The 14366-nt window shown below is 73.1% G+C and carries 12 protein-coding genes and 1 other RNA gene; 3 read left to right on the top strand and 10 right to left on the bottom strand.

All coding sequences use genetic code 11. The features are described 5' to 3' along the window. From ftsL to HEQ75_RS19640, 8 genes are all read right to left on the bottom strand, one after another. On the bottom strand, positions 1–597 hold a 597-nt coding region (gene ftsL / locus HEQ75_RS19675; RefSeq protein ID WP_168033822.1), incomplete at its 3' end, for a cell division protein FtsL. Next, positions 594–1583, bottom strand: a complete 990-nt coding sequence (rsmH, locus tag HEQ75_RS19670; protein ID WP_168033821.1) for a 16S rRNA (cytosine(1402)-N(4))-methyltransferase RsmH — start codon at positions 1581–1583, stop codon at positions 594–596. The genes ftsL and rsmH, both read right to left, overlap by 4 nt. Next, entirely contained in the window at positions 1580–2116 is a 537-nt protein-coding gene (locus HEQ75_RS19665; protein ID WP_168033820.1) for a division/cell wall cluster transcriptional repressor MraZ, read from the bottom strand. Before HEQ75_RS19665 ends, rsmH begins: the two co-directional genes overlap by 4 nt. Positions 2117–2443: 327 nt before the next feature. After that, positions 2444–2860, bottom strand: an RNA gene (gene rnpB / locus HEQ75_RS19660) — RNase P RNA component class A. A 151-nt stretch (positions 2861–3011) separates the two neighbouring features. Next, a complete protein-coding gene (locus HEQ75_RS19655) occupies positions 3012–3539 on the bottom strand; it encodes a nucleotidyltransferase family protein (protein ID WP_168033819.1) in 528 nt (175 codons plus the stop codon). Further along, positions 3532–4212: an N-acetylmuramoyl-L-alanine amidase gene (locus HEQ75_RS19650; protein ID WP_209318658.1), complete on the bottom strand. Its 681-nt coding sequence runs from the start codon at positions 4210–4212 to the stop codon at positions 3532–3534. The genes HEQ75_RS19655 and HEQ75_RS19650 overlap by 8 nt, the downstream gene beginning before the upstream one ends. Then, positions 4212–4982 carry a TerB family tellurite resistance protein gene (locus HEQ75_RS19645; RefSeq protein WP_168033818.1) on the bottom strand — a complete coding sequence of 257 codons (771 nt, stop codon included), beginning with the start codon at positions 4980–4982 and terminating at the stop codon, positions 4212–4214. Before HEQ75_RS19645 ends, HEQ75_RS19650 begins: the two co-directional genes overlap by 1 nt. 55 nt (positions 4983–5037) lie before the next feature. Further along, entirely contained in the window at positions 5038–5556 is a 519-nt protein-coding gene (locus HEQ75_RS19640; protein WP_209318657.1) for a winged helix DNA-binding protein, read from the bottom strand. A 124-nt stretch (positions 5557–5680) separates the two neighbouring features. On the opposite strand from HEQ75_RS19640, the gene HEQ75_RS19635 reads away from it, so the two are divergent. The 3 genes from HEQ75_RS19635 (at position 5681) to HEQ75_RS19625 (ending at position 12579) form a co-directional block, all read left to right on the top strand. Next, entirely contained in the window at positions 5681–9352 is a 3672-nt protein-coding gene (locus HEQ75_RS19635) for a hydantoinase B/oxoprolinase family protein (protein WP_456237393.1), read from the top strand. After that, the gene (locus tag HEQ75_RS19630; RefSeq protein WP_168033816.1) at positions 9349–12192 is read left to right on the top strand and encodes an AsmA family protein; all 2844 of its coding nucleotides are present in this window, start codon (positions 9349–9351) and stop codon (positions 12190–12192) included. Before HEQ75_RS19635 ends, HEQ75_RS19630 begins: the two co-directional genes overlap by 4 nt. Positions 12193–12303: 111 nt before the next feature. Beyond that, positions 12304–12579: a hypothetical protein gene (locus tag HEQ75_RS19625; RefSeq protein WP_235961977.1), complete on the top strand. Its 276-nt coding sequence runs from the start codon at positions 12304–12306 to the stop codon at positions 12577–12579. 116 nt (positions 12580–12695) lie between these two features. Here HEQ75_RS19625 and HEQ75_RS19620 read toward each other — a convergent pair whose 3' ends face one another. Both HEQ75_RS19620 and HEQ75_RS19615 read right to left on the bottom strand, forming a co-directional pair. After that, on the bottom strand, positions 12696–12920 hold the full coding sequence (locus tag HEQ75_RS19620; protein WP_168033814.1) for a ribbon-helix-helix domain-containing protein: 225 nt from the start codon (positions 12918–12920) through the stop codon (positions 12696–12698). Between the two features lie 13 nt (positions 12921–12933). Further along, on the bottom strand, positions 12934–14346 hold the full coding sequence (locus HEQ75_RS19615) for a class II fumarate hydratase (RefSeq protein WP_209318656.1): 1413 nt from the start codon (positions 14344–14346) through the stop codon (positions 12934–12936). Positions 14347–14366 lie beyond the last annotated feature (20 nt).

Below are 14366 nucleotides of genomic sequence, written 5' to 3'. Positions count from 1 at the left end.
GGCGAGCGTCGCGGCCAGGGCCTGCGGCGCCGGCGCCTCGTCCCGGCGCACCGTCTCGGCCGGGGCGGCGCGGGCGGGGGCGCGGGCCGGCTGGGGCATCTGGACGGCGGCCAGCAGCATGGGCGGCGCGGCAGGGGGTGGCGGCGGCAGCTCGCCCACCCCGACCATCGGGTCAGGGGCGGCCGGGCTCTCAGCCACCGGGTTGTCGGCCGGGACGGGGGCCGTCACCTGGGCGGCGGCCAGCATCACCTGGGCGGTGCCGGCACGGCCCTGGTCGGGCACGAACAGGTTGGGCGGGCCGGCGAAGGCGATGGCCTGCGGCAGGCGGCGCTCCATCTCCGGCAGGCGGGTGAATTGCTGCGGCTGCATCGGCGTCAGTGCCAGATGCCGCTGCGCCGCCTGGCGCAGCCGCTCCGGCTCGTTCAGCAGGGCCCATTCGGCGCGCAGGATGGCGGTGCGGTCGCGCGCCTGTTCGGTCTGCCGCCACAGGCTGCGCAGTTCGCGGTCCTGCGTCGCGACCTGGTGCTTCACCTGGTAGAGCCAGGCACCGGCGCCGGCGAAGGCGCAGAAGCAGAGGATCGTGAAGGGGCGGATCATGTCGGCAATCCCTGGCTCTGCGTCGTCGGGGTCTGCGTCGTCGGGGTCGCTTGCAACGTGCCGGGCCGGCGTTCCAGGGCGCGCAGCCGCGCCGAGCGCGCCCGCGGGTTGGCCGTCGTCTCGGCCGGCCCGGGGCGCTGGGCGCGCTGGGTCAGCAGGTCGAAATCCGGCGCCGCGGCCGGGCGGAGCGCCGCCGGATCGTGGCGGGAGGCCGTGCCGGCGCGGCCGGCGGCGGCCACCATGGCGCGCTTCACCAGCCGGTCCTCCAGCGAGTGGAAGGACACCACCACCAGCCGCCCGCCCGGCGCCAGCAGCGCCTGCGCCGCTTCCAGCCCGCGGCTGATCTCGCCGAGTTCGTCGTTGACCGCGATGCGCAGCGCCTGGAAGGAGCGCGTGGCGCCGTCGATGCCGGAGGGATCGCGCGGCACCGCGCCGCGGACGATCTCGGCCAGGCGCGCCGTGGTGGCGATCGGTGCCACCGCCCTTTCGCGCAGGATGGCGCGGGCGACGCGGCGGGCGTGCCGCTCCTCGCCGAATTCGGCGATGATGTCGGCCAGTTCGCGTTCCGGCAGCGTGTTGACGAGGTCTGCCGCCGTCGGCCCGTCGCGGTCCATGCGCATGTCGAGCGGCCCGTCGGCGCGGAAGGAGAAGCCGCGCTCCGCCTGGTCCAGCTGGAAGGAGGAGACGCCGAGGTCCATCACCACGCCATCCAGCCGTGCGATGCCCTGGGCGGCCAGGCTGTCAAGCATGTCGCCGAAGCGGGTCTGCAGCAGATGCAACCGCCCCGGATACCGCGCCGCCAGCGCGGCGCCGCGCGCGATCGCATCCGGGTCGCGGTCCAGCGCCCAGAGGGTGCAATCGGCCGCTGCCAGGATCGCGGCGGCATAGCCGCCACCGCCGAAGGTGGCGTCGAGATAGATGGCGCCGTCGCGCGGCCGCATAACCGCCAGGACTTCCTCCAGCATCACGGGGACATGGCCGCTCATGGCACGCTCCGCGGAGTCGTGTTGAGGGGCGATGCGCCGGCGCCTGATGCCGACACGGTCAGACGCAATTCGCGCACGCGCTTCTTGCTGTCCGCGATATGCGCGCGGGCGGCGGCTTCGTTCCAGATCTCGAACCTGTCGCCCTTGCCGAGGAAGGCGACCTGGTCGCCCAGCTCGCATTCGGCGATCATCTCCTCGGGCAACACCAGCCGACCTTCGCTGTCGAGCTTCAGCATCTCGCTGCCGGAGATCAGGGTCGCCTCCAGCAATTCGCGCTCCTCGGAAAAATGCGGCAGGTCCTGGATGCCATCGACGATCTTCTGGAAAACCGGGCGCGAACGTGCCTCGATGCAGGGATGCGTGTGGGAGGTACGGAAGACGAGCTGGTTCGTGGCGGCAGCCTCCAGCTCTGCGCGGAAGGGCGCGGGCACGGAAATGCGGCCCTTGCGGTCCAGCTTTCCAGTATGCGTGCCCACGAATTGGGTCATCGCGCGATGCTGCTGCCCCCCAAAGGGCGGCCGGGTGGCCGCCATCCCCTGATGCCACCCCGGTCAGCGGCCGGCGGGGGCCCCCCGACCCCCACCGGCTCGCCCGACCATCCTGTTCGAAGCCCTCAAATGCCCCCCCGAGCCGGGCCCCGATCGGGATAACCAGGGAATACCCGGGATTATCCGGGCCAGCAAGCGAAAAACAGGGTGCGGAGCTGGGATGCGAAAGCCAAAAACGCGCCTTAACAGTCTATTAGCGGCCGCTTCTGCTTGCGATCCACAGAAAACAGCGCGTGAGCGCGTGCCTTTCACTGTATTCGCTTTTTGTTCCTTGAGTGGGGCGGGATGAGGCCCGCAGACCCCCGGAAAGCTGGCGCCGGGTGGCCTGTAAGCCGGGTTCTGTCCCCATCCGAAGATGGTGGGCGACCATTCCTCTGGAGCCTGCGTCGCCGCAGGCTTCTCGCGGCCAACCCGGGCGATGGGGCGGGAATGCCCCTGCATCCGCCTGGCTTGCGCCAGGTTCTGCCGATCGCCCCTATTCGGCCTTGCTCCCGGTGGGGTTTGCCCTGCCGCCGCCGTTGCCGGAAGCGCGGTGCGCTCTTACCGCACCCTTTCACCCTTACCGCGAGGCCGGCCCTTGCGGGTCGGCGTCGTGGCGGTTTGCTCTCTGTGGCACTTTCCCTGGGGTTTGACCCCCGCCGGCCGTTGGCCGGCACCGTATCCCCGTGGAGCCCGGACTTTCCTCCAGCAGCGTGTCGCCACGCCGCCAGCGGTCGCCCAGCCACCCGGCGCCGTGCCTGACATCGCCCCTGGCGTCGCCGCGGTCAATCCGCGGCGCCGGGAATTGCCGCGGTCAATCCGCGGCGCCGGGAATTGCCGCGGTCAATCCGCGGCGCCGGGAATTGCCGCGGTCAATCCGCGGTGCCAGGATTTGCCGCGGTCAATCCGGGATGACGCGGATCCCGGGCCAGCGCCGCAGCCAGCCTTTTGTCGCGGCGCGCGCCCGCAGCGCCGCCGGGTCGCCGCCCGGCGGGCAGCGCAGCACGAAGCCCAGCAGATCCGCCACGCCGAAGGGGGCCAGGATCGCGACGCGCCCCGCGGCCAGCCGCGCGCCGATGGCGGTCGCGGTTTCCGGCCAGCGGCGCAGGGCGGATGCCAGATCGGGGTAGGGTGCGTGGCCATGCCGGGCCGCCATCCGGCCCTGATGCGACACCTGCCAGGGCAGCCCCCGCGCCGCGCGCAGCGCCGCCTGCCAAGCCGCATCCGGCGCGGCCCCGTCCAGGTGCACCACGTCCAGATCCGCCAGCCCCGCCACATCCGGCACGCGGCCGGCCAGTGCGTCCCACACCGCGTTGCGCACGAAGCCCGCCGCCAGCAGGCCGCCGCGCGGGCCGGCCAGGGCCAGGGCCTGCAGAGCGTCCCGGTGGCCGGGGCTGGCCGCCAGGATGGCGGCAACGCGCTCAGCCACAGGCGGCCGCCACCTCCGCCAGCCGCGCCAGCGTGGCGGCATCCGCCACGCCATCGATGCGCCGCGGCCACCAATGAAGCTGGAAGGCGCGCAGCAGCACCGGCAGGGGCAGGTCGGTGCGGTAGCCGATGCGGGCCAGCAGCGCCGGCGCCCCCGCCTGATCCGGCGCCGGCACTGGCGTCCCGGCGGGCCACAGGCCGACGCCGTTCGCCGCCAGCCCTTCCCAGTCGAACAACTCCCCAGGATCCTGCTTGCGGTCCGGCGCCACGTCCGAATGCGCCACCACATCCCGCGGCGCGATCCCGTGCCGGGCGATGATGCCCAGGCACAGCTCGCAGACGGCGGCCATCTGCAGCGCCGGGAAGGGGCGGTAGCCGAATTCATGCCCCGGATTGACGATCTCGATGCCCACCGACCGCCCGTTCAGCAACTCATGCCCCCGCCAGTGGGAAAGGCCGGCATGCCAGGCGCGGCGGTCCTCCGGCACCAGCCGGAACACCGCGCCATCCTCCTCCACGACATAATGGCTGGAGACGCGGGCGGCGGGGTCGCGCAGCCGGGCGATCGCTTCCGCCCCGCTGCGCATGCCGGTGTAGTGCAGCACCAGCATGTCCACCGGCAGCGGCCGGTCGTCCTGGTTCGGGCTGGGCAGGTCGCGGATGCGCAGGCCCATCACAGCCCGCGCTGGCGCTTGATCCGGTCCCAGGCGGCGTTGATCTCGGCCACCTTGCGGGTGGCGCGGTCGACGAACTCCGCCGGCACGCCGCGCGCGGCCAGCCCGTCCGGATGGTTTTCCCGCATCAGCTTGCGCCAGGCCAGCCGCACCTCCTCATCGGTCGCGGTGGTCGGCAGGCCGAGCACGGCATAGGCGTCGATTTCCTCCACGCGGCGTTGCGCCGCCCCCCCCTGGCCGGCCTGGCCGCCCTTGGCGCGATCCCAGGCGGGGGCATCCAGGCCGAAGCGCTGGTGCACGCCCTGCAGCAGCCGCAGCTCCCCCATCGTCAGCGGGCCATCGGCGCGGGCGATGTAGAACAGCGCCGCCAGCACATCCTCCAGCATGGCGCGGTTGTCGGCGAAGGCCTCCCCCAGCCGGTCGGCGAAGGGCTCCCACCCGCCGGTGTCGCGCCGCGCCTCGTCGAACATCTGCCCGACCTCGCGCAGATTCTGCGGCGGGATGCGGAACATCGCCTTGAAGGCGTCGATCTCCGCCCGCTGCACCGGCCCATCCGCCTTGGCCAGCTTGGCCGAGAGCACGATGACGGAGATCGCGAACAGGGTTTCCTTGTTGCCCAGCAGCGCGGCGAGGTCCGCCGCCCCCGGCCCGATGCGCGTGGCCGGCCCCTGGTCCGCCGCATGGCCCAGCGCGGCGCCCATCACCGCGCCCAGCGGCCCGCCGGTGACGAAGCCGGCGACGCCGCCCAGCAATTTGCCCCAAATGCTCAACTGCTGCCCCAGCCCGTCTTCCGGTCCCCCCTGGTAGCATGAAGCGGCACCCCGGCTACAGGGTCGCCGCCGCCCGTGCCGCCTGGTCGTAGAAGCCGGACAGGCCGCGCAGCAGCTCCGCCACCGCGGACAGCTGTGCCTCCCCGGGCCCGGCGGCGCGCAGCGGCCGGGCCAGCAGGCGCTCCCGCACCTCGGCATAGGCGGCGCAGAGCGCCGCGCCGGCCTCCGTCGCCGCCACCAGCTTCTCCTTCCCCGCGCGGCCGGTGACGACCAGCCCGGCCTCCTCCAGCTTGCGGATGGCATAGCTGGCGATGTGCGCATCCTCGATGTCCAGCACCAGAAGGATGTCCGCCAGCCGCTTCGGCCGGTCGCGGTGGCGGACGGTGTGCAGGATCAGGATCTCGGTCACCGACATGCCGGGCCGCCCTGCGGCGGCCATGCAGCGCACCATCCAGCGGTGGAAGCCGTGGCCGGCCAGGATCAGTCCGAACTCCACCTCCGACAGCGCGGGGGAGGCACCGGCCGCGAGATGGGCGGAGGAAACGACGGGTCCGGCGACGGTGCGGCCTGGCATGCGGCGATCCTTGGGCTGGTGCGGCATCATTGACGATTTGTCGATAAATCGTCAATGTTACGCTGTCATCCCGTCCGGCCTTGCGGCCCGGACGCGTGGATGGGATGGGCAGGATGGCAGGAGGATGGCGGGCATGGGCGGCTGGCAGTTCTGGATCGACCGCGGCGGCACCTTCACCGACATCGTCGCGCGCGACCCCGCGGGGCGGCTGACAACGCACAAGCTGCTGTCCGAGAATCCCGGCCGCTACCGCGATGCGGCGGTCGCCGGCATCCGCGCCTGCCTCGGCCTGGCTCCCGACGCACCGATCCCGCCCGGGACCATCGAGGCGGTGAAGATGGGCACCACGGTCGCCACCAACGCCCTGCTGGAACGCAAGGGGGAGCGGGTGCTGCTGCTGGTCAACCGCGGTTTCGCGGATATGACCCGCATCGGCAACCAGGCGCGGCCCCGCCTGTTCGACCTGCAGGTGAAGCTGCCCGAACTGCTGCAGGACCGGGTCGCCGAGATCGGCGGCCGCATGGCCGTGGACGGCACCGAGATCGAGCCCCTGGACGAAGCCGCCGCGCGCGTCGCGCTGGCCTCGGCGCATCAGGCCGGCATCCGCGCCGTCGCCATCGCCCTCATGCATGCCTGGGCCCATCCGGCGCATGAGATCCGCCTGGGCGACCTGGCGCGGCAGGCTGGCTTCACCCAGATCAGCCTGAGCCATGAGGCCAGCCCGCTGCCGCGCATCGTGCCGCGCGCGGATACCACCGTGGTGGACGCCTATCTCTCGCCGATCCTGCGCCGCTATGTGGAGCAGGTGGCCGGCGAGCTGCGTGCCGACCGGCCGGAGGCGGGCGAAGGCGACGTCCGTGAACCGGCCGGCCAGCCGCCCGTGAAACTCTACTTCATGCAATCCTCCGGCGGCCTGGCGGAAGCGCGCAGCTTCCAGGGCAAGGATGCCATCCTCTCCGGCCCTGCCGGCGGCATCGTCGGCGCCGCGCGCACCGCCGCCATGGCCGGCTTCGCGAAGATCATCGGCTTCGACATGGGCGGCACCAGCACCGATGTCGCGCTCTATGCCGGGGAATTCGAGCGTGCCTTCGAGACGCAGGTGGCCGGCGTGCGGATGCGCGCGCCGATGATGGCGATCAACACGGTGGCGGCCGGCGGTGGCTCCATCCTGAAATTCGATGGCGCGCGGTTCCGCGTCGGCCCGGAGAGCGCCGGCGCCGTGCCGGGCCCGGCCTGCTACCGCCGGGGCGGGCCGCTGACCGTGACCGATGCGAATGTCATGGTCGGCAAGATCCAGCCCGGCCAGTTCCCGGCCATCTTCGGCCCGGATGGAGATGCGCCGCTGGATGCCGACATCGTCCGGCACAAGTTCGCCGCGCTGGCAGCGGAGATCGAGGCCGCCACCGGCCAGCCCCAGGACCCGCAGGCGGTGGCGGAGGGTTTTCTCCGCGTTGCCGTTGCCAACATGGCCAATGCCATCAAGCAGGTCTCGATCCAGAAGGGCCACGACGTCACCCGCTACGCGCTGCAATGCTTCGGCGGCGCCGGCGGGCAGCATGCCTGCCTGGTGGCGGATGAGCTCGGCATGGAGACGGTCTTCCTGCACCCCTTCGCCGGCGTGCTCTCCGCCTATGGCATGGGGCTGGCCGACCAGAGCGCGATCCGCGAGGCAGCGGTGGAGGCGCCACTGACGGCGGAGGGCATGGACGACCTCGCCCGGCGCCTGGACGCCCTGGACCAGGCGGGGCGGGAGGAGCTGGTGCGCCAGGGCGCCGCCGCCACCGCGCTGCGCGCCGCGCACCGCCTGCATCTGCGCTACGCCGGCACCGACAGCTTCCTGCCCGTGCCCTTCGGCAGCCATGCCGCGGTGCTGGAAGCCTTCACCAATGCGCACCGCCAACGCTTCGGCTTCGCCACGCCGGAACGCCCGGTGGTGGTGGAGGCCTGCGTGGTGGAGGTGACGGCGCCGGGCGAGCAGGTGCAGGAGGCCGTGCTGCCCGCGCGCGCCGCCGGCGAAGCGCCCGAACCCCTCGCCACCGTCGAGATCTTTGCCGCCGGCGCGCGGCGCAAGGCGCCGGTGCTGGACCGCGAGGCCCTTCGCGCCGGCGACCGCATCGCCGGCCCCGCCCTGATCCGGGAGGCCATCGCCACCATCGTCATCGAGCCCGGCTGGACCGCGGAGCTGACCGCGCGCAACCACATGATCCTGCGCCGCACCGAACAGCGGGAAGCCGCGCGCGTCGCGGACGCCCATCGGGTCGATCCTGTGATGCTGGAGCTGTTCAACAACCTGTTCATGTCCATCGCCGAACAGACCGGTGCCGTGCTGCAGAACACCAGCCTGTCCGTGAACATCAAGGAAAGGCTCGATTTCTCCTGCGCCATCTTCGATGCGCAGGGACGGCTGGTGGCCAATGCGCCGCATGTGCCGGTGCATCTGGGCGCCATGGGCGAAAGCGTGCGCACCGTCATCCGCTCCCGCGCCGCCACGCTGCGGCCGGGCGACGTCGTGGCCCTGAACAACCCGTTCAACGGCGGCACCCACCTGCCGGACGTCACCGTCATCACCCCGGTCTTCGATGAAGCGGGGACGGAGATCCTGTTCTTCGTCGGCTCCCGCGGCCATCACGCCGATATCGGCGGCCTGACCCCCGGCTCCACCCCCCCCGGCTCCGCGACGCTGGAGGAGGAGGGTGTCGTCATCGACGATTTCCTGCTGGTCTCCGAAGGCCGGATGCGCGAAGCGGCATTCCGCGCCCTGCTGACCGGCGCCCGCTATCCGGCGCGCAGCCCGGACGTGAACGTCGCCGACATCACCGCCCAGGTCGCCGCCAATGAGAAGGGCGTGCAGGAGTTGCGCCGCGCCGTGGCGGAGTTCGGGCTGGAGACGGTGCGCGCCTATATGCGCCACGTGATGGACAACGCCGAGGCCGCGGTGCGCGGCGTGCTGGAGCGCCTGCAGGACGGCGCCTTCGAAACCGCCATCGATGACGGCACGCCGCTGAAGGTCGCGGTGCGGGTGAACCGGGAAACCCGCAGCGCCGTCATCGACTTTACCGGGACCGGGCCGCAGCGGCCGGACAATTTCAACGCCCCCGCCGCGGTCTGCCGCGCCGTGGTGCTGTACTGCTTCCGCTGCCTGGTGGGGGAGGAGATCCCGCTGAACGATGGCTGCCTGGTGCCGCTGGAGATCATCGTGCCGGAGGGCACCTTCCTCTCCCCCCGTCCCGGCGCGGCGGTGGTGGCCGGCAATACCGAGGTCAGCCAGATGACCTGCAACGCGCTGCTCGCGGCGCTGGGGGCCTGCGCCTCGGCCCAGGCCACCATGAACAACCTGCTTTTCGGGGACGCGCTTTACCAATACTACGAGACCGTCTGCGGCGGCACCGGCGCCGGGCCCGGCTTTGCGGGCACGGCCGCCGTGCAGACGCACATGACCAACACGCGCATGACGGACCCGGAAGTGCTGGAACTGCGCTACCCCGTGAGGCTCGAGGAATTCGCCATCCGCCGCGGCTCCGGCGGCGCCGGGCAATGGCCGGGCGGCGATGGCAGCCGCCGCCGCATCCGCTTCCTGCGGCCGATGGAGGCCGTCATCGTCGCCTCCCGCCGCCAGGTGCCGCCGCACGGCCTGCATGGCGGGGCCGCCGGCGCGCCGGGCCGGCAATGGGTGGAGCGCGCCGATGGCCGCGTCGAGCCCATGGCCGGCTGCGACCGTGCCATGCTTCAGCCGGGTGACGTGCTGGCGCTGGAGACCCCCGGCGGCGGCGGCTGGGGAAGTCCCCCCGCTTCATGAAGCGCCTGCTCACCGCGCTCCTGCTGCTGCTCGTCGTGATCGGCGCCGGCCTCTGGTTCGGCCCGCGCTTCGTTGATTGGGAACCCTGGCGCGGCCGGCTGGCGGAGCTGGCGAGCCTGCAGCTCGGCCGCCGGGTGACGCTGGACGGGCCGGTAGAGCTCGCCCTGCTGCCGCAGCCGGTGGTGCGCGCCGGCGGCGTGGCGGTGGGCGAGCCGGGTGAGGAATACAGCTTCACCGCCCGGCTGCTGCGCGTGCGGCTCGACCTGCCGGCGCTGCTCGGCGGCCGGCTCTCGCCGCGCGAGATCGCGCTGGTCGGCGCCGATCTGCGCCTGCCCTGGCCGCCCGGCGGGCTGCTGGCGCTGCGCCCGCCGGCCTGGATCACCCGGCTCGACGCCAATCTGGAAGACGGCACGGTGCGGATCGGGGAGGCGGCGCTGGAAGGCGTCTCCGCCCGGCTGTCCTCCGGCGGCCCGGCGCAATCGCTGGAAGTCGCCGGCAGCTTCACCTGGGCCGGCCGCGCCACGCAGTTCACCGCCTCGCTCGGCCGCCCGGGCTGGGACGGCATCGCCACCTTCGAGATGGCGGTGGTGCTGCCGGAGGTGCTGGGCAATGTCCGCGGCGTGCTGATCCCCGGCACCGGCTTCGAAGGCCAGATGGAGGCCAGCGGACCCGACCTCTCCGCCATGCTGCCCAGCCCGGCCGGCGCCTTTCGCGCCGCCGGCCGGCTTTCCGCCTCGGCCGAGCTGATCGCGGCGGATGAGCTGGCGATCGAGATCGCCGGCAGCCCGGCCCGCGGGGCCGTGGCGCTGCGCCTGGCGCCGGCGCCGCGGCTGGATATCGCGCTGGTGGCCAGCCGGCTGGACCTGGATGGCTGGGTGGCGGCGCTGCGCGGCGCCGGGCCGCGGCCCTGGCCGGTGTCCATCGACCTGTCGGCGGAAGCCGGCAGCTTCCGCGGCGTCACGCTCCGCCGTCTGCGCGGCGCCGCCTTCCTGGAGGAAGGCCGGCTGACGCTGTCCGATGTCTCCCTGCTGCTGCCGGGGGAGACGGAGCTGGAACTGGCCGGGGCGACGGCAGGCGCCCGGCTTGAGCTCGGCGCCCGCTTTGCCGGCCCCGACCTGCGCACCACCTTCGCCGCGCTCGGCCTGCCGGTGGCAGAGCTGGACCCCACGCTGCTGCGCCAGGGCGAGGGCCGGATGCGCCTGGTGCTGGAGGACGCCCAGGCGGCGATGCCGGAATTCGCCGCCAGCTTCGGCGCCCTGCAGATCTCCGGCGCCGGGGTGCTGCGGCATGGCCCGCGCCCGGCGCTGGGCCTGGGGTTGTCGGTGAACGAGCTGGACCTGGCGCGCTGGCTGCCGCAGGGCTTCGACCCGGTGCGCGCCGGCCGCGCCCTGGGCATCGTGGACCTCAACCTTCGGCTGGCGGCGGAACGCGTGCGGCTGGGGGAGGCGGTGCTGGAACGCGCCGCGCTGGATGGCGCGCTGGAAGCCGGACGGCTGACTCTGCGCCGTCTGTCCGGCCGGCTGGCCGGCATCGACCTCGCCGTCTCCGGCGTGCTGGGCGTGGCGCCGCAGCTGCGGCTGCAGGATCTGAACCTGGAGGCCACCGGATCCTCCGCCCGCGGCCTCGCGGCGCTGTTCCCCGGAATCTGGCCCGGCGGCACGGCGCTGGCGGACCAGGCGGTGGCGCTGCGCCTGGCCGGCGGCGGGATGATGGAGGCGCTGGCGTTGCGCGGCAGCGCCGAGCTGGGCGAGTTGCGGCTGGAAGCCAATGGCACGCTGGATGCGCCCCGCCGCACAGGCACGCTGGGGCTGACCCTGCGCCACCCTGGCGCCCCGCGCCTGATCTCCGAGGCCCTGCAGACGGAGGTCGGCACCTGGCTCGGGGAGGGCTCCTTGTCCCTGATCGCGACGCTGGCCCTGAGCCCCCGGCGCATCGCGGCGGAAAGCTTCGAGCTGGTGGCCGCCGCGCTGAGGGCGCGGGGTGCGCTGGCATTGAACCTGGAAGGCCGGCCGCGCCTGTCCGGACGCATCGCGGCGGAACACCTGCCGCTGCCCTTCCCCGGCTGGCGCAGCAGGGAACCGCTCGGGCTGCGGGCGCTGGCGGGGCTGGATGCGGAACTGGCGCTGGAAGCCGCCCGCGTGACCATCGGCGAGGTGACGCTGGAAGAAGCCGCCACCACGCTGCGGCTGAACGAGGCGCGGCTGCGGCTGGAGGCGCTGCACGCCCGGCTGGCCGGCGGCCAGTTGCAGGCGACCCTGACGGCCGAGGCCGATCCGGGCCTGCCGCCGCGCCTGGCCCTGGCCGGCAGGCTGACCGGCGCGACGCTGGGGGAGCCCGCCTTCGACCTGCCGGTGGACATCGCCGCCGCCCGCGGCGACCTGGCCTTCGCGCTGGAGGCAACGGGCTTTTCCCCCGCCGCCCTGCTGGCCTCGTTGGCCGGCCGGTTGCAGCTGGACCTGCGGGATGGCGTGCTGGCCGGCTTCGACCTGGCCGGCGCCGCCAGCGCCAGCACCGGGGCGGATGCGGTGGCCGCCGAGGCCGCAATCCGCGCCGCCCTGCTGTCCGGCGCCACGGCCTTCGAGCGGCTGGAGGTGGAGGCCGCCCTGCAATCTGGCCGGCTGCTTCTGGAGACGGCGCGCATGGCGGCGGAGGGCGACACCACCGCGACCCTGTCCGGCAGCATCGACCTGCCGCGCGCGACGCTGGACCTGCAGGTGCTGGCGCGGCCGGCGGTGCCGGATTCGCCCGATCTCGGCCTGCGCCTGACCGGCCCGGCGGAGGAACCGCGCCGCCTGCCGCAGACATCGCCCTGGGCGCGCTGGCGCGCCCGGCGTGGATAGCCTGCGCGCTGGCGCGCCCGGAAACGAGGAGCGATTCACGCGCCTGTGATGCATCCGATCCCGCCGCCTCCCCCGAACGCCAGGCGTGGCAATCGGAGCATGAGGGACAGGATGGATTTCAGCATCGAGACCGCGTCGGGGCCGAGGCCCACGCGCCGCCTGACCGACAAGATCCTGCTGGCCTTCCACCAGGCCTGCGACCAGGGGGAGCTGGAGGTGGCGCGGGCCCTGCTGGCCGCCTGCGAATTGGCGATCGCCCATTCCGCCGCCCAGATCCGCGACCGCCGCCGCCATGCGGAGACACTCTGCGCCGCGCATGAACGCCTGTGGTTCCTGCGCAACCCGCAGGCCGTGCTGGCGGAACGGCTGGGCCTGCCGGTGGTGTAGAGCATGTTCAAGCCTTGCGGCTTCGCAAGGCGATTCGGAAAATGCGTCGAAACAAGAAGCTGGAGCCGCTTCACCGTCTGCGCTCGCGGTGAGACGGCTCCAGCGCCGCGGTCCGCTCAGCCCGCCGCCCCACCCCGCGCCAGCAGCGCATGCACCCGCAGCGCGCTGGCCAGCGGCAGGGAAGGGTCGGTGCGCGCCGCGTCCAGCCGGGCGACCAGCGCCGCCAGGCTGCACGCCTCCTGCCGCGCCAGCGCCTCCAGCGCCGCCCAGAAGGCCGGTTCCAGCGCCACGGAGGTGCGGTGCCCGGCCAGGCGGAAGGAGCGCTTGTGCAGGTGCTTCATGCGGCCAGGCCGGTCAGCCGCCGCCTTCCAGCGTGCCGCCCGGCGCCAGCATGTCCTCCGGCCGCACCCAGCGGTCGAAATCCGCCTCGCTGACATGGCCGAGGCGCGTGGCCGCGGCCTTCAGGGTGATGTCCTCGGCAAGGGCCAGCTTGGCGATGGCCACGGCCTTGTCGTAGCCGATGCGCGGGTTCAGCGCGGTGACCAGCATCAGCGACTTGCCCAGGTTGTCCGCCAGCTTCGCCCGGTTCGGCTCCAGCTTGTCCACCATGTTGGCGGCGAAGCTTGCCGCCGCATCGGCCAGCAGCCCGGCGGATTGCAGGACGTTGTGGATGATCACGGGCTTGAACACGTTGAGTTCGAGATGCCCCTGCGCGCCGCCGATGGTCACCGTGACGTGGTTGCCCATCACCTGGGCGGCCACCATGGTCAGCGCCTCGGACTGCGTCGGGTTGGTCTTGCCGGGCATGATGCTGCTGGACAGGCCATCGGCCGGGATCACCAGTTCGGACAGGCCGGCGCGCGGCCCGCTGCCCAGCAGCCGCACGTCATTGCCGATCTTGTTCAGCGACACGGCGATGGTGTTCAGCACGCCCGAAAGCTCCACCAGCGCGTCATGCGCGCCCATGCCCTCGAAGGGATTCGGGTGGGCGGTGAAGGGCAGGCCGGTGAGGTCGGCCATGATGCCGGCGAAGGTTTCGGCGAAGCGGGGGTGGGTGTTCAGCCCGGTGCCGGCGGCCGTGCCGCCCTGGGCCAGCGGCATCAGCCGCGGCAGCGTATCCCGCAGCCGGGCGATGCCGAGTTCCACCTGGCGGGCCCAGGCGGCGGCTTCCTGCCCCAGCGTCACCGGCACCGCATCCATCATGTGGGTGCGGCCGATCTTGACCAGCCCGGCCCATTCGGCGGCGCGCCGCGCCAGGCTGGCGTGCAGCGTCTCCAGCGCCGGCACCAGCCGCCCGACCACCGCCTCCGCCGCCGCCACATGCATCACGGTGGGGAAGCTGTCGTTGGAGGACTGGCCGCGATTCACATGGTCGTTCGGATGGACCGGGCGGCGGGCGCCCAGCGGCTGGCCGAGCGCCCGGTTGGCGAGGTTGGCGATCACCTCGTTGGCGTTCATGTTGGTCTGGGTGCCGGAGCCGGTCTGCCAGACCGGCAGTGGGAATTCGGCGTCGTGCCGGCCGGCCGCGACCTCGGCCGCCGCCGCCGCGATGGGTTGCGCGATGGCGGTGGGCAATTCGCCCAGGCGCTCATTCGCCTGTGCCGCCGCCTGCTTCTGCAGGCCCACGGCGCGGATCAGCCCGGGCGGGAAGCGCTCCGCCCCGATGCGGAACAACTGCCGGGCGCGTTCCGTCTGCGGCCCCCACAGGCGGTCGGCGGGGATCTCGATGGTGCCGAGGCTGTCGGTCTCGGTGCGGGTCTGGGTCATGCATCTCTCCTCGGAGGGCG

Origin of the sequence: Falsiroseomonas selenitidurans (assembly GCF_012103215.1) — a bacterium.
GTDB classification, from domain to species: Bacteria; Pseudomonadota; Alphaproteobacteria; order Acetobacterales; family Acetobacteraceae; genus Falsiroseomonas; species Falsiroseomonas selenitidurans.
Note: the sequence above shows the minus strand (reverse complement) of the source record. Positions and strands in the feature narration are given on the sequence as shown.